Source organism: Vibrio sp. 10N.286.52.C3 (assembly GCF_041468865.1).
GTDB lineage: Bacteria > Pseudomonadota > Gammaproteobacteria > Enterobacterales > Vibrionaceae > Vibrio > Vibrio crassostreae_C.
The window spans coordinates 98414-123014 of the sequence record NZ_JBFRJM010000011.1 but is presented as its reverse complement, the minus strand read 5'-3'; the positions used below and the strand labels follow the sequence as shown (position 1 = coordinate 123014).

Sequence of the window (24601 nt, the reverse complement as noted above, 5' to 3'; positions counted from 1 at the left end):
GTCGTATTTAGGAGGGTCCAAATCAATGGACTGTGTCATGGCTAATGTCAAGCAAGCGGTAAGTCTGCAACCACCTGATTGAACGTGATACGAGCATTCTGAGCTTGCTCAGATAACTCGATCTTTTTCGCTTGTGCGGCACTAAGATTACTCTCGGCCTGCTCAAGTGCTTGTTGTAGGTTCTCTGGTAACTCGTGAGTTTCCATTTGTGAACCTTGTTCTAACACATAAGCGCGAATTTCTTTCTTCACTGCGGCAAGTTCTGTGTAAGCAACACGCTCAAGTTCTGCGGCTTCTTGTGCTGCATCTCTTTCTTTCTCAAACTGAGCCAACGCCATACCTTCAGCAGACCAAGGGTCCATGTCTGGCAGTTCTTCGATGTTGATCGTTGGCTCGATATACGCATCTTGATGGCGTAGGTCGAGGTTAGTCGCACGAACCGCTGAAATCATCAGCATCACAGAGATAGCAAGCAGTGGTAAGCCACCAACAATCGCCGCCGTTTGTAGCGTACTTAGACCGCCTAAGAACATTAGAATTGTTGGTAAGAACGACAGAGTAAATGCCCAGAACATACGGTTCCAGCGCATTGGCTCTTCGGTCACGTTATTTTGTACAACAGACGCTAGGATGTATGAGATAGAGTCAAATGTTGTTGCCGTGAAAATGATACACAGCATTGTAAATACAGCGATAACCAGCGTGCTCATTGGCAATTGTGCAAGCATCGAGAAGATAGCTTTGGTTGCGCCTTCCGCATTCAAAATGGCAACGACATCTAGCTCACCAGAAAGCTGCAGTGATAGGCCGTAGTTACCTAAGATCATGAAGAACAGGAAACAACCTAGAGAACCAAAGAAGATCGACCCTGACACCATTTGTTTGATGGTTCTGCCGCGAGAGATACGCGCAACAAACAGACCCATACTCGGTGCAAATACTAGCCACCATGCCCAGTAGAAAATCGTCCAGTCTTGTGGGAAGTGAGTGTTTTCGAATGTACCGTAACCACCAAATGGTTCAGCCCACGTTGCCATCACGAAGAAGTTAGACAGTAGACGACCAATTGAGTCTAAGCCTGTTTCTAACATGAAGATTGTTGGACCCGCGATCAGAACGAAAGCCAGTAGACCCATCGCACCCCAGAAGTTGATGTTACTTAGGATCTTGATGCCTTTTTCCAATCCAGCATAAGATGAGTAAGCAAAAATCGCAGTACACACTAAAAGCACCATCACTTGCGTTAGGTTATTTTTAGGTAGACCAAATAGGTGATTTAGACCTTCAGTGATCAGAGGAGCGGCTAAACCTAATGTTGTTGCAGCGCCGCCTAATAGACCGAAAATGAATAGGATATCAACGATCTTTCCTGGTACGCCTTTACTACGGTGTTCACCAAGAACAGGCATTAATGCGCTTGAAATCTTTAGAACAGGTTGTTTACGTACGTAGAAGAAGTAAGCGATAGGAATTGCCGGGATTAGGTAGATAGACCATGCGATTGGTCCCCAGTGGAATAGGCCGTAGGTCGCAGCCCAGCGTACTGCTTCTTCACTGCCAGGTTCTAGTTGGAAAGGCGGTGATTGGTAGTAGTAAGCCCACTCAATACAGCCCCAATACAAGATACTTGCACCGATACCGCCACAAAATAGCATGGCAGCCCATGATGCAGTTTTAAACTCAGGCTCTTCATCAGCTTCGCCTAGTTTAATTTGTCCCATATCACTGAATACTACGTACACCATAAATGCACAGGCTGCGAGACCTAGAGCAAGATACAGGAATCCGAGTTGATCAGTCATGAATGTTTTCGCAACCGCAATCCAGTCTGCGCCCTGTGCAGGGAACAAAATGAGCGGGAAAACTATCGTGAGTAGGAGTGCTATAGCACCAAAAAAGGTTGGCTTATCGATAAGCTCAAAAGTGTTTTTCACGAGTATTATTCCATTAAAATGAGAGCGGAATTATGGAATGAACTCGTTTTTTAGACCTAATCGGGTCTATTGTCGTAACGATAAATCGCTTTTATTCTAGAGAATGCGATAGGTTGGCAAGGCTAAATGAGTGCGAGAAGAATACCGCCTACGGTTGCCGCTGCGGACAGGTATTGCCCCGCTGAATAAGAACCATCATCTTCTTCTTCAATCTTATCTGGGTGATCCATACCCAAGGCACCATGAGCGAATGACTCAACTTTATCGGTAACTGTCGCGTTTTCTGCTTCGACTTTCTTCGCTTCTTTATCAATTTCTTTTAGGGCAGATAAGAGTGCTTTGCCTTCATCAGAAAGCCTAACCGTATTTTGCTCAACCTTAAGCGGTTTAGGCTTTTCAGCTTCGTTAGCTGAACTCTTAGCGTTCATCTGCGAAGGCGAATACAGCTGAGTATTACTCGTTCCTACTGGCGTCATATAGCTCTCCTTACCTATCCTTAAATATAGTATCGGCAGAGGTGTGAAAAACTTGTGCAATTAATCATCGATAGTGATGTTTTTTTATTCGCACATTACATTTTCGTCTGCTTGGTTAAATCGTCTATTTACTAAGCAAGTCTTGTGCCGATAAGAATGTTTGATTTTAGATAGAGTTAGGATGAATGACGGGAACGTGATCAAGTTGTGACGATGGGCTAATTATCTAGGATTAGCCCATCGACTCTTTAGCTTAGAAGAGTGGATCAACAGATCCTACTCACACTCTAGGCTAGCGCTACGTTTTGACAGATGCTTGTATGCCTTCATTCGGTTCTCTTTCTTTACAAAGCGAGCCGGCGGCGAAAGCACTTCAAGCTGATAATCACCGCTATCCGATGAGATCGCTTCAACCGGGCTGATGATGGCGATTTTTAAATCAGGGTTACGACGTAGAATTGATGCCGCCGTCCCTAAACCACCCTCGGTGTGGAACTTGCCAGCCACGTGAATCACTTGTTTATCAGGGTTTGATGCTAGGTAATCCACAATCGACTCAGCCATGGTTTCGTCCCAGGTAACCTGAGCGGCAAACTGCTTTTCTGTTTGCTCTGGCGTACCGTGATGCATAGAAGCCATGAACTTTTCTTTGTAAGGGCTATCGCCAGTATCCACTTCGGCAGCAATCCATTGGCGTTGCTCGGTCGATAATTGGTCTAGGTAAGGCAATCCTTTACGGCCAATACACTGCACGAATGGCTTTGGTGCATTTGCCGCAATAACATCGACGTCGTTGGCTTTTGCGAACTCAACTAACGCGCGGTAATCACTTTCGTAATTTGGCCAAGCTGCCGCTTGAGACATGAGAATTTGTTCGCCAATTTCGCCGTTTAAGTATTGGTCAAGTGTGGCTTGGTGCTCTCGAGTGAACTGTTCCATTGAAAGCGCAATGTTTGATGTTGCGTTGCGGCGCGCTTTTAAGAAGTCGGTTTGGAAGCGGTGAATGGCAGAATGCGTGTGCCATTCGCCAATTAGAACCACATCAGCGTCAATCAGCTGCTCGGGTAATGCATCGAGAGAAAGTGTTTCGCCTTGTGGAGAAGCGAACTGGTAGTCATAGAATGTGGAAACGGATTCCGTTTGAGCCACTTTTTGAGAAGTGTCTTTTGCAGGTTGACTAGCACAAGCCGTGAGAAGAGTAGCTAATCCGATAAGAATAATACGTTGCATGAAATGCCTCCTTGAAGAACACGCATACTAAAGGAGGCAAGATAAGATTTCAATGCAAACGATAATCAATATCAATTAAATTTGTTTGCGGTACACTCGCAGCATAAAGTCAGCTTCACAGTTGAATTGCTCTGCCTCGGTGAGTTGTAGTTTAAACTCTTCACTCGCCTTCCAAGCAAACGGCGTCATCTGTAGCAGGTCGAATGCATCTGACCCCGATAGTTCCATCATATAGTTTAGTTGCTCTTGATGCTCAAGCGTAAAACCTTCGATCACTTCTGGATCTTCGTCGTGCAAGCGAACGCCATCATAAATTGCATCACGCAGTTGATACAGGTGTCGGCTAGCTGGTGTCACGGTGATCACCACACCATTATCTTTGATGGTGCGTTGTAACTCTTCAGCCTTGCAAGGCGCGTAAATGCGTAGAATTCCGTCTAAGCTGTTTTCAGCAAAGGGTAGGCGATGGCTTGATGCAACTGAGAAGTCGACAGCAGGGTAGCGTTTAGCGGCGTATTTGATAGCAATCTTAGAAATGTCTAGGCCAAAAGTAGCCCCTTTCTTTTCTTGAAGATTCACAGCAATTTCGTTGGTGTAATAACCTTCGCCACAACCAATATCCAATAGGCTAGGCGTCTCTTCTGGTAGATAGCGAGAACACAACGTCACCACCGCTTGGCGCATTGGGTCATAGTGGTTACCTTCAAGGAAGCGACGACGTGCCTGCATCATCTCTTTGTTGTCACCTGGATCTTTTGAGCGTTTGTGGTGCGCAGGCATCAAATTGACGTAGCCTTGTTTCGCTAGGTCGAACTGATGGTTCTTTTCACACTTAAACGTACGATCGTTTTGAGATAAAGGTTGGTGACACAAAGGGCATTGGTAAGTCATGGAGACCTCTAAAGGAGAATAGACAGCGCAAGTGTAACGAGCTAAAACCAAAAAGTAAAAGAGCGACATAAAGCCGCTCAAAAATCGTTTTTTATAACTGTATTTATACGGTTATTGGGCACTAATCACAGTAATCAGCTGGTGGCTTTCACCAGGCTGTAATGTTTTTCCTGCTTCTAGGCTTGGTGCGTGCAGTGTTGATTCAACACATAGCATGGTTAGGTAACCGTCGTCTTGCATGTCGCCCATACCCGCAGCGCCTTCTGCCCACGGGTTCCACAGTACTGCAGAGTTATGACCGTGGTTTTCAACTGTTAGCGTGCGATCCAGCTTCTTGTCAGCAACAAAGATTTGCGCTTCTGGTTGCGTGTAAACGCGGTCAATCGTGTCGGTCAGTACCAGTTCAGATCCACCTTGGCAGATCTTGCCACCTTGCAGGCTATCAATGTACTCAGCACCCATACCAGTGGTGGTTGTGTTGTGGATATCGCCAACGTTTAGGTAAGTGTGTAGTGCACCAGAGAAAGTCCATGGCTGAGAATCAGTGTTCTTCACGTCCAGCGTTACTTTTAGTTGTTCACCGATCTCAACATTCAAGCGAGCATCAAACTGATGAGGCCATACTGCTAGCGTCTCTTCGCTTGGCTTCAGACCTAAGCTAACAATCACGCCAGCTTCGCTTTCACGGTGTTCAACCAATTGCCATTCACTTGAACGGGCAAAACCATGTGCTGGTGCTGCAATGCGGCCAAACCAAGGCCAACATACTGGAATGCCGCCACGCAGGGCTGTTTTGCCGTCGAATTTAGCTTGTTGGCTCATCCAAATTAGGTCTTCTTGGCCTTGCGGTTGGAATGACACGACATGGCCGCCAAACAGTGAAATAGCTGCGTTTGCTTTATCGTGGATAACACGAACCAGTTTTACACCTTCGTGCTCAACGATAGTCACGTTATCAGAAAGTACAGTCAGTGCAGGTAGAGTAGATAAATCCATTACATGATCCTTCTAAGGAAATTGAATTCAAATGCAGACTAGAGTGGTGCTTGTGCTTTCACGAGTAACAAGCAGAGTCAGTATTGGAATTAAATTTTGCGTTACCTTGATGAACTGAGATAGACGCGGTCTAAAAGATAGCAGGTATTAAAAAGGCGACACTAAGGTCGCCTTTTTCAAAGTCTGCTCAAAACAGTCTTCGCTAATGCTTATCTAAAGCTATTTCTAAAAAGAAATTACTTAGAGATGTGAGCGATTAGGTCTAGAACTTTGTTTGAGTAACCGATTTCGTTGTCGTACCAAGATACAACTTTAACGAATTTGTCAGTTAGAGCAACACCAGCTTTAGCATCGAATACTGAAGTTTGAACTTCACCGATGAAATCTTGTGATACTACTTGGTCTTCAGTGTAACCAAGAACGCCAGCCATTTCGCCTTCAGAAGCTTCTTTCATTGCAGCACAAATTTCTTCGTAAGATGCAGCTTCTTTTAGGTTAACAGTTAGGTCAACTACAGATACGTTAGCAGTTGGTACACGGAAAGCCATACCAGTTAGAAGGCCGTTTAGTTCTGGAAGAACAACGCCTACAGCTTTAGCTGCACCAGTTGAAGATGGGATGATGTTTTGAGAAGCACCACGGCCACCGCGCCAGTCTTTAGCAGAAGGGCCATCTACAGTTTTTTGAGTTGCTGTAGTAGCGTGAACTGTAGTCATAAGACCAGACTCAATGCCCCACTTATCGTTAAGTACTTTAGCGATAGGTGCAAGACAGTTAGTAGTACAAGAAGCGTTAGAAACGATGTCTTGACCAGCGTAAGATGCTTGGTTAACGCCCATTACGAACATTGGAGTTGCATCTTTAGAAGGACCAGTAAGAACTACTTTCTTAGCGCCAGCAGTGATGTGCTTACGTGCAGTCTCGTCAGTTAGGAAAAGACCAGTTGCTTCAGCAACTACGTCTACGTCGATAGCATCCCACTTAAGGTCTTCTGGGTTACGTTCAGCTGTAACACGTACAGTTTTACCGTTAACGATTAGGTTACCGCCTTCAACTTCAACAGTACCGTTGAAACGGCCGTGAGTTGAGTCGTACTTAAGCATGTATGCCATGTACTCTACGTCGATTAGATCGTTAATACCTACTACTTCGATGTCTGCACGCTCTTGAGCTGCGCGGAATACGAAACGGCCGATACGGCCAAAACCGTTAATACCTACTTTGATAGTCATTGTAGTTGCTCCACAACTTAATTTCTGATTAAAGATAACTGGTAGTAAAATTACAGAATCCAGTATACATCTGCAATAGATAATCCGACTTAACTTGTTTAATGTCAAAAAAAAGCGACGCTTTTCTTAACAATTGGGTGTAAGTGGTTGAAAATTGACCATTGCAAGTGGCTCTGTACCCTTCCAGTTGGGTAAAATACCCCTAAATGATGATTCACTTATGAGTGTATATGTACAATGTTTCCTGGTGAGAAAGTATGTGCTACAAAACGACTCATATGCAAGCCTTTATAGAAAAAAGTAAATATAATAACTGAGAATGTGGAGAGATATTAACGTGATTCAAAAGGGAGGAAATATGATAAAGCCTGATGAATACTGGCGTGAGCGCCTAACGGACGACGAATTTTCAGTGTGTCGTGAGCGTGGTACTGAAGCCCCATATAGCGGCAAGTTACTGCACAACCATAAGACTGGCGTCTATAGCTGCACATGCTGTGAAAGCCCTTTGTTTCTGTCGGATAACAAATATGACTCTGGGTGTGGTTGGCCAAGCTTTGATGCCCCAGTGAATGATGAAGCAGTACGCTATATAGAAGATCTAAGTCACGGAATGAAGCGTGTAGAGATCCGTTGTACCGCCTGTGATAGCCATTTAGGTCACGTTTTTCCAGATGGCCCAAAGACCACAGGTGAACGGTTCTGTGTTAATTCAGTGTCGTTAATTTTCAACAAAAATGACGAAAGTACGAAATAACTTGTAACTATTGTCTAATCCTTACAGGTCGCATTTGTCGATTTAGGAATGCTGAAACGCCCAAGATTTCAGATTTAACTCTAGTACAAATAAAAACAGCTACCAAAAAGGTAGCTGTTTTTATTTGAAAGCAGGTGAATAAGAAGCTTAAGTAAGAACACTATAAATGAAGCGTTCAGTAACTCGGGACGATTGAAGGGCTGTAAATTCCATCCTCAATCGCTTCGACGATGTTATCTGCGTCTTTATTTAGCTTCTTATAGGTTGCCTTGTCGAAATGGTACAACACCGTGAGCTCGGCTTCAGAAGCAATCGGCACGTCAAAGTCTTTGGCAACCATTGCCCAAACGTACGCTTTTTCCATATGTCCCAGGCTGTGGTTGATACTGGCCATCGACTTGAAGATTTCAGTGTTGGCTACCGAGCCATTAGAAAGCGTTAGCGCATTATTGAGTAGCTTAAGTGTCTTTATATGATTGCGGGTGGTATAGAAGGTTGCCAAGGCATATTGCATCTCAGCTGTGTTTAACGCTTCAGAGCCTTCTAGTTGTAGGAAACTGCGTCTGGCATTGGTGTCCCCAGTTTGCGACCACAAGAAGTAAAGCGTTTCCGGTGTATCAGATTTCGATAGCTCATCAACAATGCGCTCAGACTCTTCGATACTGTGCATTAAAGAGGTAAAGCGACGCTCTTGCAGCTTAGATTGATCGATCGTTTCGATCTGTGCCGCGAGCTCTAGGCACTTTTTGTAGGCAGTGACTAATTCGAATTCTTTAATTTTGTTGATTTCGGTGGGTTGCTTCTGAACTTCAAATCGATGCCAGATGAGGTCGGTACGTGCGACACGACATTGCCCATCGTTCATGTTCAATTGTTCACACTGAAGACCCGGATTGCTTTGGCACAGTTGATCGGTATTTTTGTTCCCTTCAAGACACCCAACCAGAGTGAAAGGCAATAGGCTAATCGCCAACCATTTCATAATTTTCATATTCCTTCACTTGTGATCAGATGCACTTATTATTGGTCAGGTTCTTGACTCAATTCTGTTACGGGTTATTTTCTGGTGAAAATTGTTAAAACTAAGGCTTTACCATGGATGCAGAACAACTTCTTAGCGCAATGACACCCGAGGTCTACGAACGTTTAACCTACGCAGTTGAAACGGGTAAATGGCCAGAAGGTACGGCGCTCTCAAAAGAACAGCGCGACTCGTGTATGCAAGCGGTTATGTTATACCAATCTAAACATAACTCTGAAGCTCAACATATGACAATTGCAGCTGGTGGTGAGATTAGCTTTAAATCTAAGTCTGAACTAAAGAAACAGTTTAAGTCAGATCAAGAAGACATTGTTAGGGTTAACCCGAATCATTAAGCTTAAATTACAACAAAGGGGTGGCAATGTGCCACCCCTTTTAGTTTAACTCTTTTATTTATAAGCAATAAAACGATTTAGTTCACGTTAAGCCGCCGTTACTTTCATAGAATAACTGGCTTTAACGTGAATCCTTGAACAGGTTATAAGCTCATCTCACCGCGCAATACTTGTTGCATCTGAGCCTTCACTTCTTCGTAGCCTAGGTTTTGGCTTAATAGATAATGCAACTTCGCCAGTGCCGCTTCTGGTGTCATATCGTAACCACTCACCACGCCCGCTTCTGCTAGTGCACAACCTGTCGCGTAACCACCCATGTTGACTTTACCAGCCAAACATTGAGTTAGGTTCACCACAATAACACCGCGCTCTGAGGCATCTTTCAGGTGCTGAAGCAGTTCTGGGTTTTGTGGTGCGTTACCCACACCGAAAGTAAGCAGAATCATCGCGTTAACAGGTTGTAATAGCGTGTTACGGATAACTTCGTGTGAGATGCCTGGGTACATTGTGATTACGCCGATAGGTTGCGGAGTAATGTTATGAACCTTGAAAGCACCTTTAGGTTGTTCGTTTACCTTTACGTTATTGCTAAGTTGGATATTGATACCCGCTTCTAGCAATGGATTCAGGTTTGGAGACGTAAACGCATTGAAGCCATCTGCGTGTGATTTTGTGCTGCGGTTACCACGCATCAACTTGTTGTTGAAGAACAGTGTCACTTCGTTGATAGGGTAGTTTGCGGCAATGTGTAGCGCATTCAGCAGGTTTGCTTGTCCGTCTGAACGAAGCTCTGCTAGTGGGATCTGAGAGCCCGTAACAATCACAGGTTTGCCGAGGTTTTCAAGCATGAAAGACAGTGCAGAGGCAGTGTAAGCCATAGTGTCTGTGCCATGCAGGATAACGAAACCATCGTACTTATGGTAGTTCGCGCGAATGTCATCAGCGATAGTCTGCCAATCAAGTGGCGTCATATCTGAAGAGTCCATTAATGGAGAGTATTCGTGAATGGTGTACTTAGGCATCTCTGGGCGATGGAATTCAGGCATGCCAGCTAGCTGCTTATCCATGAAACCTGCGACTGGAACATAGCCGTGGTCAATAGACTTCTGCATGCCAATTGTGCCGCCGGTGTACGCGATATAGATGTGTTTTCTTTCCATGGCGATTAATACTTAGTGTGATGTAGGGAACAAGGGGGCGATTATAGCGAATTATCATGCAATAAAAAGAGGCACCTCACACAGAGGTACCCCTTAGTCATTGAGTTATTGGCTCAACTTATTGAACTTGGCAATTTAAGCAGAAAGCGTATCGGCCTTGTGGGTCGTTAAAGCTGCCTAACAGCTGGCTATCTTGAGCTAACTGCTGAGTAACAGGTTGTAAACTGCTTGGTATCATCGATTGAATATCTAGGCCTATCGACATCTGAACTTGGTTCATAAATTCTTGAATAAATTGTTCAGTGGCCGAAAGTGGCTCTTCTACCCAGTAGATGTTGTAGCTTTCAAGCTCTGCAAGTGAAGCCGCAGCTGCAACCGCATCATCGAAATCACCAATCTCATCGACTAAGCCTTTCTGAATCGCATCTTGACCTGTCCAAACTCGACCTTGAGCAATCTTGTCGACAGCATCGACTTCCAGACCGCGATTTTCTCCAACTAGGCTGATGAATCGGCGGTATCCGTTTTCAATGCCCATTTGGAACGCGTCTTTCGCGCCATCGCTAAGTCCAGTTGTAATACCAAGACCTGAGAAAGGTGAGGTGCCAACGCCATCAGTGTAAACACCAATATCGTTCAACCCTTTTTCGAAGGTGGTGATAACACTGAAGATACCAATTGAACCCGTTAGTGTGGTTGGCTGAGCTAGGATCTTATCCGCACCCATCGAGATCCAGTAACCACCCGAAGCAGCAAGGCTCGACATCGACACAACAACCGGTTTACCCGCTTGCTTGATCGCTTCTATTTCATTACGGATAACTTCAGAAGCAAAGGCACTGCCACCTGGGCTATCGACACGAAGTACAACGGCTTTCACTTTATCGTCGTTACGTGCTTGGCGCAGTAGGGCTGCAGTGGTGTCTCCGCCAACGGTGCCACGCGGTTGCTTGCCATCCATAATTGCGCCGCTCGCTACAATCACGGCAACGTCGTGAGATTCACTGGTCATGTCTGGAAGCATGGTTGCACGGTATTCGTAGTAACCAAACGCGTTGTAGCTGTCTTGGCCGTCACTGCCGAAAACATCGGCAAGCTCTAGTCGAACTTGCTGGCGTGTCGCTAGCTCATCCACTAAGCCAAGTTTCTCAGCCAGTTTTGCAATGTCACCGTCCACCGACTCCAGTTCTTTCAAGAAGGTGTCCATGCTTGGATTCAGTGTTTTAGCATCGATCTGGCGGTTGTTACTGACGTCATCAACGTACGCACCCCATAGTTGGCTTAACCAACGAGAAGCGGACTCTTTCGCTGCGTCTGACATGTCGTCACGAATGAAAGGCTCGATAGCTGACTTGTAAGTACCCACACGGAACACGTGCGTGTTTACGTCTAGTTTCTCTAACAACGTTTTGTAGTAAAGCGAGTAAGCGCTATAGCCTTTAAGAAGAACCCCACCATCTGGTGATAGGAAGACCTTAGTTGCGTAGCTGGCTAGGTAGTATTGGCTTTGGTTGTAAAAGTCACCCACCGCATAAATCGGTTTGCCTGTTGCTTTGAACTCATTCAATGCTTTAGCAATGTAGCGTAGCTTGGTCAGGTTGGTTTCTGGCAGCTCTTTGAGAGCTAAAACGATACCAGTAACCTTGTCATCGTCTTTTGCGTAGCGAATCGTTTCAACGATATCAAACAGGATGTTCTCTTTTGGAAGGTCTTTGCCAAGTAGTGAACCTGTGACCGAATCCATCGGATTGATATAGCGGCTTTGTTCCACAATAGGGCCAGACAGATTAAGCACTAAAGCCGAATCCTGAGGAACCGTCGGTTGAGCCGTATCTGAATGGAAGTACACAAAGTAGATGATGGCGATACTGAGTAAAAAGACTAGGTTAACCAGCGCAAGACGTACAAACGTAATGAGCTTCCAAATCCCTTTAAAGAACATGCCTATAAATTTGAATATTTTTTTCATTCTGTCTCCGCAGTGAGATTACGTCGCTTTAACAAGCCGTAGTACCATTAATCTCAATAATATGAACTGCTTAGTATCCTACGATAATTCCCAAGCTCAAACTACACCAAGAATTGTTAATCGATATATATTCTCATTAAGTGTAGTCAAATTAAGGGCTTCTGAACGATTAATACGTGCAGCATTATGATCGGTGTTACAAAAATGTAAACGGTTGTTTGAACTTTTGGTAATTGAACTATACTGTGGTCAGACCACAAGGATAAAATAATAGAAGTGATGTCTGCCATGTACCCACATTTACTTGAACCACTCGATCTTGGATTTACCCAGTTACGTAACCGTGTATTGATGGGATCAATGCATACAGGTTTAGAAGAAAATAAAGAAGGTCTCCACAAACTCGCCGCGTTTTATGAAGAGCGAGCAAAAGGAGGCGTTGGCCTTATTGTTACTGGTGGTTTCTCTCCTAATTTACGTGGCAGATTAACCCCATTCAGTGCTGAATTCAGTAAAGTAAAGCACGCTAAAGCGCACCAAGTTGTTACCGAAGCCGTCCACAAGCACGGCGGTAAAATTGCGCTTCAATTGTTGCATGCAGGTCGTTATGCGATGCACCCATTTGCGCAAAGTGCGTCTGGCATTAAAGCGCCTATCGCTAAGTTCGCTCCAAGTGAGATGAGCCCTCGTCAGATTAAAAAGACCATTGGTGCCTTTGCCAACAGTGCCGAACTCGCCCAAGTCGCGGGTTACGACGGCATTGAGATTATGGGATCTGAAGGTTACTTGATTAACCAATTCATCTGTAAACGTACCAATATGCGTTACGACGAATGGGGCGGTTCTTATGAGAAGCGCATGCGTTTCCCGCTGGAGATTGTTAAATCGATTCGCGAAGCAGTGGGTGACGACTTCATTATTATTTTCCGACTGTCGATGCTGGATTTGGTTGAGCAAGGCAGCACCTTTGAAGATGTTGTTCTATTGGCTCAAAAGCTGGAAGAAGCAGGCGTGACTATTATCAATACCGGCATCGGTTGGCATGAAGCGCGTGTTCCGACTATCGCGACACAAGTACCACGTGGTGCATTCTCTTGGGTGACGGAAAAAGTGAAACCATACGTGTCGATCCCAGTGGTGACATGTAACCGAATTAATACGCCAGAAGAGGCCGAACGTATTCTTAGCTCTGGGCAGGCTGATATGGTGTCTATGGCGCGTCCATTCTTGGCAGACCCGGATTTTGTTAATAAAGCAGCTCAAGACCAAGCTCAGTTCATCAATACCTGTATCGGTTGTAACCAAGCTTGCCTTGATAACGTGTTTAAAGGTAAACGTGCGAGCTGTTTGGTGAACCCACGCGCTTGTTACGAGACTGAAATTGTTGTTCAGCCAGCGCAAGCGACTAAGACCATTGCGGTTGTCGGCGCAGGCCCAGCCGGTTTAGCCTGTGCAACGACTTTAGCTCAGCGTGGGCATAAGGTTGACTTGATTGAGAAAAATGACCGTATCGGCGGTCAGTTTAGATTGGCAATGCAGATTCCGGGTAAAGAAGAATTCAGAGAAACGATTCGCTACTTTGCTAACCAAATCGACGCATCAGGCGTGAACCTGAAACTGGATACTGAGGCAACGTTTGAGATGTTGTTGAAGTACGATGAAGTCGTGATGGCGGCTGGCGTAGAGCCAAGAAAGCTCGATATTGAGGGCATTGACCAAGAAAACGTGGTCGATTACCAAACCTTGATTCGTGAAAAGACACCAGTAGGCGAAAAGGTCGCGATTGTTGGTGCTGGTGGTATTGGTGTCGATGTGGCAACCATGCTGACAGAACCGACTTCACACAGCCTAGACGATTGGCTGCATGAGTGGGGCATCGATAAGAATATGGAACACCCAGGCGGACTTTACCCTTACCCTGATTCATTCAGCGATAAAACGGTGTGGGTGATGCAGCGTAAAGCGGGTCGTGTTGGTAAAGGTCCGGGCAAAACTACAGGCTGGATTCACAAACGCACACTAGAAAAACGCGGTGTTAATCTACTGGGTGGCGTGAGCTACAACAAGATTGATGACCAAGGTCTGCATATCAGCGTTGGTAAGAAAGAGCAGGTGCTGGATGCTGACTCGGTTATCGTATGTGCAGGTCAGGTTTCAGTTCGTCCATTCGAAGACATGTGGCAAGAGTTTGGTGGCAAACTGCATGTGATAGGCGGCGCCGATTACGCGGGTGAATTGGATGCAGTACGCGCAATTCGTCAAGGTGTTGAGCTAGCGATTAAGTTATAGAATCAGCTATCAAACTGTAATCTTATCAGTAGATATTGTTACTTAATTTGCTGAGTTAGATTTTGAACAAGGCTCCTAAGTCATAGATTTAGGAGCCTTTATTGTTTCTAATCTAGCCTAAATGGACAGCCGTTGAGATTTATTATCGTTTGTATTCTGTGCTAAAGTTCAAGTATACAAATAATAAAGAAATAGTAAGGACTTCAAATGGATGCTTTGGATCTATTGCTCAACAGACGCTCAATCGCAAAACTCTCTGATCCGGCACCTGAAGGTGTGGCGTTAGAAAACATCATCAAAGCAGGGCTGCGTGCTCCAGACCACGGTGCACTAACACCATGGCGCTTTGTTATCGCGCAAGGTTCAGGCCTACAAAAGCTTTCAGACATCTTGGTGCGCGCCGCTGAAGCGGATGACAGCGAAGAAGCGGTTATCGAGAAAGTAAAAAAAGCGCCGTTCCGAGCTCCGATGGTGATTACTGTGATTGCCAAAGTAACTGAGCACGAGAAAGTGCCTGCTATCGAACAACATCTGTCTGCGGGTTGTGCTGCACAGGCGATGCAAATGGCCGCAGTCGCACAAGGTTTCCAAGGCTTTTGGCGCTCAGGTAAATGGATGTTCCACCCAGAAGTACACCAAGCATTTGGCCTAGAAGGCGACGATGAAATTGTTGGCTTCCTATACCTAGGCACTCCAGGCTGTACACCAATGAAAGTGCCAGAGCGCGACTTCTCTAAGTTCGTTGAGTTTTTATAAGTGAGCAAAAGCAGCCCAAGATAGGGCTGCCCAACTAAATCTAAAAACTAAATCTGGTGATAAAAGCCATAATAGCTGTAGGTAGTTGAAAGTCTTCAGCAACTAAGAAGTCGATAATCGCTAAAACTGATTCTATTACATCTAGTAAAGAGTTTAACTTTTGAAACATGCCCATATACTCGTTTAAGTAAGTTTAGCACGTTGTTTTTTACATAGACTTTGATATGATTCGCCGTGAAACAAGCCATCATAATCGTTGTCTTAAAGTTTAAAGTCTTCTCCTACAAAGACTTTGAACTCTGCTTATTACAACGTGAGTGATACAGATAAATTAGCCCGCTTTGAGTGGGCTTTTTTATTGCTTAGAATAAGTCATGTTACCTCCCTAAATTCGATTTGTCCTTAGACTACATATAGCCTTAACTTGCACTTCTAATACAACATATTGTGCCCAATTAAACGAGAACCACCAACTTTGAGTATTGATTTAGGTCAATAAAAGCCCCAAGCTGACTAAGATCAATTCATTATTATTACGTTAGTTCTCTCTTTAGGAAAAAATAAACAAAACCAATTATATAGTGTCAAAATCGTTGCTTTTTCTAGAGCCATTGCAGGCAGTGGCCGCGTAGTTATTGGGAGATACAAAACAAGGCAGCTAGTTACGAAAGCTTGTATCAGGCATGTTTTAGTCGTGCATATTTAGTAGTCAGTAGTTTTTTGAATGCTAACTGTATAAACAACCAGTTTTTCTTGATTTATTAGGGTCACATTAGATAATGTGGCTCTAATTGTTTGTAGCATCTGGAAAAACATGTCTCGCCTTATTATTGCTGAAAAACCAAGCCTCGGCCGCGCGATCGCCGCTGCACTACCTAATCCACAAAAGAAAGACCAAGGGTTTATCAAATGTGGCAATGGGGATGTGGTGACTTGGTGTATTGGACACTTATTGGAGCAGGTTGAGCCGGATGCTTATGACGACCGTTATAAGAAGTGGAATTTAGCCGATCTTCCTATCGTGCCGGAGCAATGGCAGCTAAGACCGCGTAAGACTTCAAGCAAACAGCTCACGGTGATCCGAAAGCTATTGAAGGACGCCACTCAAATTGTTCACGCCGGAGACCCGGATAGAGAAGGGCAGTTGCTGGTTGATGAAGTGATCGATTACTGCAAGGTGTCTAAGGCCAAAAAAGAATCGATGGACAGGCTATTGATCAGCGACTTGAACTTACCTGCTGTGAAGCGTGCGCTCTCTCAAATGCGCAGCAACCGCGACTTTATTCCACTGTCTATTTCTGCTTTGGCACGCTCTAGAGCCGATTGGCTGTATGGCATGAACATGACTCGTGCTTATACCTTACTCGGTCAAAAGGCCGGCTACCAAGGTGTGTTGTCGGTCGGACGGGTACAAACGCCTGTACTTGGTTTGGTCGTAAGGCGCGATGAAGAGATCGAAAATTTCATTCCCAAAGATTACTTCACGCTGCACGCTTTGATCCCTTATCAAAATAACGGCCAGAGCTTTGATATTCGCGCACGTTGGAAGCCAAGCGAAGCATGTAAACCATGGCAAGATGAAGAAGGGCGCGTGCTCAATCGAAAGCTGGTTGAGAATGTGGCTAACCGAATTGCGAATCAACCCGCGACGGTGACGGAATCAGAGCAAAAGCAAAGTAAACAAGCTGCGCCACTGCCTTACTCGCTGTCAGCTTTGCAGATTGATGCGTCTAAGCGTTTTGGTATGAGTGCTCAGCAGGTGTTAGACACGTGTCAGTCATTGTACGAGAAACACAAACTCATCACTTACCCACGTTCTGATAGCCGCTATTTGCCTAAAGAGCACTACTCACAGCGAGAGTCGATCGTAGACGCTATCGCTAACAATGCCAAAGAGCTGCAAAGTGGTGCTCAAGGTGCGGATCTTTCTCTTAAATCCAAAGCATGGAACGACAGTAAGGTCGATGCTCACCACGCAATAATTCCAACACCGAAGAAATCATCGGTGAACGGCCTGTCTGCCAACGAGATGAAAATCTATCAGCAAATCGCTCGCCAGTATCTAATGCAGTTCTACCCACCTGCCGTTTTTGCCGATGCTAAGCTGGTCTTTGATATAGCTGGTGGCGTGTTCATTGCGAAAGGACGTCAGCTTATCAACCCCGGCTGGAAGGTGTTGATGGGTAAAACAGACACCGAAGAGAAAGGTGATGGTACTGATACGGTTCCTCCGTTAGATAAAGGCACTGTGCTCACCTGTCGTGAAGGTGTCATTGGCGATAAGAAAACCGAGCCACCAAAACACTTTACAGAAGCGACATTGCTCCAAGCGATGACAGGTATCGCGCGCTTTGTCGCGAACAAAGATCTCAAAGCCATTTTGAAAGAAACCGATGGCCTTGGCACAGAAGCAACCCGTGCGGGTATTCTAGATACTCTATTCAAAAGGCAGCTGCTAACGCGCCAAGGTAAGAGTATTCACAGTAGCCCTGCGGGCAGAGGCTTGATTCATGCCTTACCTGAGGATTCTACCTTCCCAGACATGACGGCACATTGGGAGCACCAGCTGCAAGGCATGGCAGAACGAAATCAAGCGTATCAGCCTTTCATGCAAGCGTTAGAAAGCAAGATTGATGGTTTAATGGGTAAAGTAAAAACGGGAGAAGTTCCTGAATCACTCCGCCACCTTCCTAAAGTCGAGAGACCTGCCTTCAAACGCCGTAAAGGCGGTGGGGCGAAGAAGTCTTACGCCAAGACAGGTACGTATGCTAAGAAAGGTACTTCCGCTAAAAAGAGCACTAAAAGCTAAGACTTATTGAGGTTAGGATTAGCGACCGACTTTACGGCCACAACGTTTAAACAGTTGCTGCCAATAGTCAACATGGCGACGAGTGGATGATCGAAAGGCTTGATGTGCATCTTGGATGGGAAAGTAATAACTGTGCAGTTCAGGTTGCGCGTCAAACATTCCTAGTTGCGGGGCTATGTGCTGATAGTAGCCATCCAGTTGCGCCATGTAAGGCTGAACCTTACCTATGTATTGTTGCTCGAACACATTGTTGAGATAGCGGAACTTAGTGGTGTCTCGTTGTTTACCACAGATGATCTTGTCATCAAAAGTTGTCAGCTGTTTGGTGATGGTATCAAGCTCAACTGACGCCCGAGCGAGCGAGTAGTATAAATCCCCAAGGGTCGAACTCTTCTCTAATACTTCTTGAACCTCAGTGGTTTTGCCGGAAACGAGCGATGTGTTTAACGCTTGATTGACGTGTTCTAACGCATCACTGGTTTGTCGTACCTGATCGCCTATATCAGCGCGTAACCACTGACTACCCCGCATTTGTGACTGCATAGCATCGCTGGCATAGATGAGATTCCATTGATGCAGTGGAAACTGTGCGAGTTTCTGTTGCTCAATTTCTCTTAGTAATTCTACGATCTCTGGGTCTAATTCATTACTGGATAAACACTTGCCCACGCCTTCAAGTAGCGCGACTTGATAATCGTAATTACGAAACTCATCCGCGACCTTGCCCAGAACCGAATTTCTTTCTGCAATCAGATTGAACAATCCACACTGACGAAGCTGGTAGCTGTCGATTAAACCGATAGAAAGCGATGGCACGTCAAGCAGCAGTTCTCTTTTTCTCGGTAGGCTCTCAAACTCCCAATCCTCTTTGAGTTCTTCAGCATCTTGTACTCTAGCGACCTTAGTTTGATAGTCGTCGAATAAGTCGCCGGGGCCATCACTGAAACAGCCAGCTAGCATCACTGTTAGACAAAACAGCGTTGAGTGTTTAACTAGGTTTGAGAGATGCCCTGCATTCATCTGTGGATTACCAGTCTATTTCGCTGCCATCGAAATTGAAGAAGTGACCACTCACTTCGGTATTCGCTGACTCGATGACTTTAATAAGGCCGGAAGCTGAAGTGTCGGTGTCGATCAGAGCATTAGGGCCACCCATTTCAGTCTGCACCCAACCTGGATGCAGTGCTAACACCGTAAAGCCATTCTCGGTTAAGTCGTTACTTAGGCTCTTCACCACGGAGTTTAGAGCGGCTTTAGAGGAGCGATAGATGTAACCGCCGCCTGAGGTGTTCTCTGACATACTGCCGACTCTAGAGGATAAACAAGCGACCTTTTTGATATGGCTGTCTTCTAATAAAGGCAATAGCGTTTCAACAAGTTTCAGCGGAGCGATGGTGTTGACTTCGAATACACGACGCCACTCTTCAACATCGGTATTACCCAGCCCGTAGCCTTTAGGGCCATAGTAGCCAGCGTTGTTGATCAAGATATCAATCGACTCTATTTGCGAAGGGAGTTGGCTTACTGCTTGGTAATCGGTTATCTCTAATTGAATACAGGTAAGGTTGGTGTTGTGGTCTGCGAGTGAGAGCAGTTCTTTTGCTGAATTGTCATCACGATAAGTCGCGTACACCTTGTGATTACTTTCCAAGTATTGTCGAGTCAGGCTTAAGCCAATGCCGCGGTTCGCTCCAGTAATAAAAATAACGCTCATGGTGATTCCTTTTCAGTTCAATTAGTTAAGTTTGATGGCTTAACACGAGAAAATCAACGCTCCACCAACTGGCCATTAGCATTCCTACAAAAATCATTACTGCTGCCGCTGAGCCGCAGATCACCCCAAAGATGAGTATTACGTTTTTCATTATGGTCTCTACTTTATAATTAATAACAATGATAACCATTATCATTAATTAAGGTTGTCGCCAAGTTTGAGGCTGTTATGATTTTGAGAAAGATACGCAATTAGCCTGATTATGATTCCTTTAATTTACCACCCAATCTATTCACAGTTACCTTTACCAGAAGGTCATCGCTACCCAATCAACAAATATCAGTTGCTGCATAGTGCTGTTGAGGCGCTGATAGATAGTGAACCTCGATGGAAGAGCAAGTTTGAAGTGTGCCAACCAATGCCTGTTTCGATAGAACAAGTAAAGCAGGTACACGATAGTGAATATGTCGATTTGCTTGTATCTGGTAATTTGCCTGCAGCAAAGATGAGACGCATCGGTTTCCCTTGGAGTGAGCAACTTATCGAAAGAACACTCTACTCAAGTGGTGGAACCTGCTTGGCCGCTGAAATGGCAATAGAGAGTGGTTTAGCGATTCATTTGAGTGGTGGTTATCATCACGCGCATCATGATTTTGGCAGTGGTTTTTGTTTGTTGAACGATTTGGTCTTAGCGGCAAAACACGCGCTGACCTTTGAACATATCGATAAAGTGCTGATCGTTGATAGCGACGTTCATCATGGTGATGGCACAGCAACTCTTTGCCAAGACAACGACGACATCATTACTCTGTCGTTCCACTGCGATAAAAACTTTCCTGCACGAAAGCCATTATCCGATTTAGATGTGCCGTTAAGTCGTGAAACAGAAGATGCAGAGTTCTTACGTTGTTTTGAACAAGTCACTAAGTTAGCGATTGCTCACCATCAACCTGATCTGATTATTTATGATGCGGGGATCGATATCCATCAAGACGATGAACTGGGTTATTTGAATGTCTCGACACAAGGGATATTTGAACGCGACTGTTTCATGATTGAATTAGCGAGATCAGAGTCTATTCCGATGGCCAGCGTAGTCGGTGGCGGATACCGCACTCAACACCAAGATCTGGTGCCGATTCACATGCAACTGTTAAAAGCGGCCTATCATGTTCACGGTTAGCCTCTCAAATTGGCGCCTGATAGCTCATTGAAATGATGGTGTGAAATAAGCGCATGTTGCACCATAAAAGACACAGCTGCACCATTATGGATCATTTAAAGTTCTTTTTTATTAATTAGTTACATATTTGTGTGATTAATTGTGGTCTGTAAATTGCTTTACCTATGTGTCTATAAAAACACAAGGGATAAAAATGAACCTGACGGACAAGGAACGTAGTTGGCTTAATTGGTTTGGCGCAACAGGAAAACTGGCTATGCGCAGAGCTTGTTTCCTCAATAGAAGTAGGACGGAAGAGCTTGAACAAGCTTTTGAAAGTATTGCTCACACGCGAGTTCAACTTCTGCATAATTGGGTCAAGAATCAATGGGATTTTTTAGAAGACTCTGCGGTTTATTTAGCAAGTCGAACGGAAGAACAAGCTCAGGGGACGTTAGCTAGTCTTCTTAAACGCAGTACGGATTTTTCTGAGTTGGCGATCGTCGATGCCAAGGGGATCGCACAAGCATCGAGTTATCATGAACATATAGGGGTTACTCTTGGAGACAAGAAGGCTTTAGTTGAAGGGGCTTCAAAGCGTTATCTTCATGGGCCGTATATGGATCCACGCACGTTGAACGTAGGGGCCTCGAGTTCATCGTTTCATGACCAAGTGACGTTGATGTTTTATGTCCCATTTTCTCGGGATGAAGGGGCGCCGCAATTCCTATGTGGTCGTGTTCCAAATGATGTTATTGGTGACATTATTCAAAGAGAAGCGGGGCATATTTATAGCGAGTCGGGTGATAACTATATCTTTATGGTCGACTCCATTCATGATCCTCATACTCAGCCGGGTGTTGCGCTCTCTCGTTCTCGCTTTGAAGATAATACCTTTTCACACGGCGAGAACTTAAAGCAAGGGATTCATACTGATTGGGGAACGGTTAAGATCCAGCACCACACCGAATTTGAGATTCGTTTTACAGACCCAGCCACTAATCAGCTTCACCCAGGCGTAAGAGAAACCATTAAAAATGGCAATAACTTGTTTATTGGTTATCCGGGGTATTCTGACTATCGCCACATACCCGTTATTGGCAAAGGTATCACTTTTCAATTGGATGGTTCACCAGATACCTTTGGCATGATGTGTGAGTCCGATTTAGAAGAGGTCTACAGAGACCGAAGTCTAAGTTATACCTTATCTAAGCACTTTATCAGCTGCATGCTACTGCCTCTATTTGTTCCATTACTGTTTGCCAACCTTTATACACTCACACCTTTTATGCAGAGTGGCATTATGTTCGCTTGCGCGTTGCTTTCATTGGGCTTATTCCGTTTAGTTAGCGCCAAACCACTAGCGAAGAAGATTCATGAAATGACCGGGGTAATGCAGACCTTAGCTGAAGGTGATGGCAACTTAAGTCGGAGACTTGATCCCACCACATTCAGTCATAATGAACTTGGCAACTTAGGGCGCTGGACTAACAGTTTTATCGACAATTTAGATAACACGGTGAGTGAGTTGATCCATGCGAGTCACGAAGTTAGAGAGGTTTCGGAATCGATGTTTCGTCGCAGTGTCGTGATGAAGCAAACCAGTGATGATGCATCACAAGCGTTAAGCAATATGCTTCAGTTGAGTCAGTATCAACAGAGCGAAATTACTCATGCGAGTGTCTCAGCAACGCAAATGGACACGGTGATGAAACAAGCCGTCCTGAGCGCAGAGAAGGAGTACAATCAGTCCGTCGAAGGCATGGAGATTGTTCGCAATATCGTAGAAAGCTCGGCGCATAGCGTGAATGAGGTGAATAATGAAATGACTAAGGTGTCTGACATTATAGATATCATTACTGACATTACCGCGCAGACTAACCTTTTGGCCTTGAATGCGGCCATTGAGTCGGCAAGAGCAGGTGAACACGGGAGAGGGTTCTCTGTCGTCGCTTCTGAAGTAAGAACTCTGGCTGACCGAACTTCACAAGCTGCTAACCATATTAGTGACCTAATGAAAGAGCTGCATAGTAAGTCTCGCAGTGCTGTTGAGTCCATGGAGCGAGGTGTCGAGAATGTGAGTAAAGGAAACTTAACAGTCGACTCAAATGCTCGCAGTGAGCAAATTCAATCAGCGGTGAGTGACCTCTTTACCACGATGTCTAACTTAGATGAAAACAGTCAGAAAAATGGACAAACGGCAGATAAAGCCCAACGTTCAATATCTGACTTACAACTGTCTACTAAGCAACTCGCACGTCGAGTGTCCTTGATGGGCAATGCATTGAGCCGTTTAGACCAATTGATTGGGCGTTTTGAAGTGAGCCGAAAGGTGGCGTAGTGGAAAATACGTAAGTTCTTTACGCAAACGCCAGATACAAAAAAGCCGCTGATTTCTCAGCGGCTTTCTTTAATGTGGTGGAGGGATAGGGATTTGAAAACTAGATAGCCCCACCATCTTTTATAATAAAATCAATGAATTACAAATGATTTTCTGCTTGAAAATTTGTAATATTTAGACAAATGTTACACTCTTTAGGTACACCTGTATAGCCGTAGGAGACGAAAAAAAACCGTTCAAGGTGAACGGTTTGTATTGAGTATTTTGATTTTAAAATAGATTATTCATCTGGGTGAGTACCTGAGCACCCTCTGCTGTTTTCCTATATAGTGCGTAACGAGTTTTCACCATTGTTGTTGAACTATGGCCTAACATTGACGCAATATTCTCAAATGAAATGTTTCCATCAGCACAAACTGTTGCGAAAGAATGTCGACAAGGCTGTACACCTCTATAGCAAACGCGGTTTTTTAAAGCGGCTTTACTACGATTATATAAACTTTTGGGATTAACAAATGCTTGGTTAGTCATCGGATCTCGAACAAGCGGCAGCTCTGATGAGCTGGATGACACAGCCTGTTCGAAGCCAATGTTGTTTCGGTTTGAAATTTTTTTGATAGCCTCAACACTTGATGTATTAAGTACAATCACTCGATTTGAGCTTCGGTTTTTTGTGCTCCTTGCGGTGGTTATTGCTAGTGCCTTGTTAATTACAAGTTCAAATGTGTCAGGCGTATCTCCTTTACGCAAGTCATTTAACGTCAGCGCAACTAACTCTGATGGGCGCAGCCCCGTACAGATCGCTAGCAAAAGAATCAATGCCATGTAGCTGGTTAACAAATCACTATCGTCATTGGCAATACGTTTAATTACAGCAATCTCATCATTCGTATACGGCTTTGCAACAACCTCTTCATCACGACCTAAAACCTCAAGCGCTTCAGCGCATGGATTAGATCTGAGTAGTCCTTGTTTGTAGATATATGAAAAAATACGCTTTAAGTATGATGCGTAGTTGTTCCGAGTTTTTTTAGCGTAACCAACGTCACCGTTTGGCTTAGTTGCGCTAAGCATCGTCACATTAACAAACTCTTCAAGATCATGAGTCGTCATGCTTGCTACTTTTTGGTCACCGATGAATTTATCAATAGTATTTGCATAGCTGCAATAGCCAAGATACGTAGATTCCGCAATGTGTGGCTTGATATGCTCTAAAAATTTTTTGTTCAGTTTATTGATTGTGATTGAGGTTGGACGCTTCATTTTCCACTTCTTATTTGCGTTAAGTTGAGAAAATTATTGCGTTCCAAAAGGTTTGGTTCAATACATCTCACGCCCAAATGGACAATTAAAAATCCATAATTATTAATAGGTTAGTGCGAAAACAACCTAAGTGCCTAAAATGCTTCAAATCTTGTGGCAAAATTTTTTTTGCACTAAACGATGAAAAATCACTAGATAATGCCCGTGTAGAACAGAGTCAATACAGAAACGATAAACAATGATAT

19 protein-coding genes are annotated in these 24601 nt (G+C 44.6%); 7 read left to right on the top strand and 12 right to left on the bottom strand.

Annotated features, from left to right (window positions below; translation table 11 throughout):
* Window positions 1-47: 47 nt before the first annotated feature.
* From AB4138_RS04720 to gap, 6 genes are all read right to left on the bottom strand, one after another.
* A complete protein-coding gene (locus AB4138_RS04720; RefSeq protein ID WP_017063436.1) occupies window positions 48-1934 on the bottom strand; it encodes a BCCT family transporter in 1887 nt (628 codons plus the stop codon).
* A gap of 122 nt (window positions 1935-2056) precedes the next feature.
* Entirely contained in the window at window positions 2057-2410 is a 354-nt protein-coding gene (locus tag AB4138_RS04715) for a hypothetical protein (RefSeq protein ID WP_017070323.1), read from the bottom strand.
* 276 nt (window positions 2411-2686) lie between these two features.
* Window positions 2687-3640 (bottom strand): ChaN family lipoprotein, encoded by a 954-nt coding sequence (locus tag AB4138_RS04710; protein WP_017059385.1) that lies wholly within the window; start codon window positions 3638-3640, stop codon window positions 2687-2689.
* A 75-nt stretch (window positions 3641-3715) separates the two neighbouring features.
* On the bottom strand, window positions 3716-4531 hold the full coding sequence (gene rlmA, locus AB4138_RS04705) for a 23S rRNA (guanine(745)-N(1))-methyltransferase (protein WP_372305146.1): 816 nt from the start codon (window positions 4529-4531) through the stop codon (window positions 3716-3718).
* A 111-nt stretch (window positions 4532-4642) separates the two neighbouring features.
* On the bottom strand, window positions 4643-5527 hold the full coding sequence (locus AB4138_RS04700; RefSeq protein ID WP_372305143.1) for a D-hexose-6-phosphate mutarotase: 885 nt from the start codon (window positions 5525-5527) through the stop codon (window positions 4643-4645).
* A gap of 236 nt (window positions 5528-5763) precedes the next feature.
* Window positions 5764-6759 carry a type I glyceraldehyde-3-phosphate dehydrogenase gene (gene gap / locus AB4138_RS04695; protein WP_017059382.1) on the bottom strand — a complete coding sequence of 332 codons (996 nt, stop codon included), beginning with the start codon at window positions 6757-6759 and terminating at the stop codon, window positions 5764-5766.
* Window positions 6760-7078: 319 nt separating this feature from the next.
* On the opposite strand from gap, the gene msrB reads away from it, so the two are divergent.
* Window positions 7079-7516 carry a peptide-methionine (R)-S-oxide reductase MsrB gene (gene msrB / locus AB4138_RS04690; protein ID WP_080582205.1) on the top strand — a complete coding sequence of 146 codons (438 nt, stop codon included), beginning with the start codon at window positions 7079-7081 and terminating at the stop codon, window positions 7514-7516.
* A gap of 175 nt (window positions 7517-7691) precedes the next feature.
* Here the strand turns inward: msrB and AB4138_RS04685 are convergent, their stop codons facing one another.
* Complete coding sequence (locus AB4138_RS04685; protein WP_017059380.1) at window positions 7692-8498, bottom strand: DUF2989 domain-containing protein; 807 nt, start codon at window positions 8496-8498, stop codon at window positions 7692-7694.
* 113 nt (window positions 8499-8611) lie between these two features.
* On the opposite strand from AB4138_RS04685, the gene AB4138_RS04680 reads away from it, so the two are divergent.
* Complete coding sequence (locus AB4138_RS04680; protein ID WP_010437067.1) at window positions 8612-8893, top strand: YeaC family protein; 282 nt, start codon at window positions 8612-8614, stop codon at window positions 8891-8893.
* Between the two features lie 143 nt (window positions 8894-9036).
* Here AB4138_RS04680 and ansA read toward each other — a convergent pair whose 3' ends face one another.
* Together ansA and sppA are read right to left on the bottom strand one after the other, a co-directional pair.
* Entirely contained in the window at window positions 9037-10053 is a 1017-nt protein-coding gene (gene ansA, locus AB4138_RS04675) for an asparaginase (RefSeq protein ID WP_372305139.1), read from the bottom strand.
* A 118-nt stretch (window positions 10054-10171) separates the two neighbouring features.
* Window positions 10172-12022: a signal peptide peptidase SppA gene (gene sppA / locus AB4138_RS04670; RefSeq protein ID WP_102332522.1), complete on the bottom strand. Its 1851-nt coding sequence runs from the start codon at window positions 12020-12022 to the stop codon at window positions 10172-10174.
* 279 nt (window positions 12023-12301) lie between these two features.
* Here sppA and AB4138_RS04665 point away from each other — a divergent pair, with 279 nt between their 5' ends.
* From AB4138_RS04665 to AB4138_RS04655, 3 genes are all read left to right on the top strand, one after another.
* Window positions 12302-14311, top strand: a complete 2010-nt coding sequence (locus AB4138_RS04665; RefSeq protein ID WP_017070327.1) for an NADPH-dependent 2,4-dienoyl-CoA reductase — start codon at window positions 12302-12304, stop codon at window positions 14309-14311.
* A 207-nt stretch (window positions 14312-14518) separates the two neighbouring features.
* Window positions 14519-15067, top strand: coding sequence for an NAD(P)H nitroreductase (locus tag AB4138_RS04660; protein WP_017059376.1), 549 nt, complete (start codon window positions 14519-14521; stop codon window positions 15065-15067).
* An 814-nt stretch (window positions 15068-15881) separates the two neighbouring features.
* A complete protein-coding gene (locus AB4138_RS04655) occupies window positions 15882-17876 on the top strand; it encodes a DNA topoisomerase III (RefSeq protein WP_108207988.1) in 1995 nt (664 codons plus the stop codon).
* A gap of 18 nt (window positions 17877-17894) precedes the next feature.
* Here AB4138_RS04655 and AB4138_RS04650 read toward each other — a convergent pair whose 3' ends face one another.
* Together AB4138_RS04650 and AB4138_RS04645 are read right to left on the bottom strand one after the other, a co-directional pair.
* On the bottom strand, window positions 17895-18896 hold the full coding sequence (locus AB4138_RS04650; RefSeq protein ID WP_372305135.1) for a DUF3080 domain-containing protein: 1002 nt from the start codon (window positions 18894-18896) through the stop codon (window positions 17895-17897).
* A gap of 7 nt (window positions 18897-18903) precedes the next feature.
* Entirely contained in the window at window positions 18904-19590 is a 687-nt protein-coding gene (locus AB4138_RS04645) for an SDR family oxidoreductase (protein WP_372305132.1), read from the bottom strand.
* 262 nt (window positions 19591-19852) lie between these two features.
* On the opposite strand from AB4138_RS04645, the gene AB4138_RS04640 reads away from it, so the two are divergent.
* Both AB4138_RS04640 and AB4138_RS04635 read left to right on the top strand, forming a co-directional pair.
* Window positions 19853-20773, top strand: a complete 921-nt coding sequence (locus AB4138_RS04640; RefSeq protein ID WP_372305129.1) for a histone deacetylase — start codon at window positions 19853-19855, stop codon at window positions 20771-20773.
* Between the two features lie 193 nt (window positions 20774-20966).
* A complete protein-coding gene (locus tag AB4138_RS04635) occupies window positions 20967-23093 on the top strand; it encodes a methyl-accepting chemotaxis protein (protein ID WP_017071092.1) in 2127 nt (708 codons plus the stop codon).
* A 270-nt stretch (window positions 23094-23363) separates the two neighbouring features.
* On the opposite strand, the gene AB4138_RS04630 is transcribed toward AB4138_RS04635, so the two are convergent.
* Window positions 23364-24356 carry a tyrosine-type recombinase/integrase gene (locus tag AB4138_RS04630; protein ID WP_372057217.1) on the bottom strand — a complete coding sequence of 331 codons (993 nt, stop codon included), beginning with the start codon at window positions 24354-24356 and terminating at the stop codon, window positions 23364-23366.
* Between the last annotated feature and the right edge of the window lie 245 nt (window positions 24357-24601).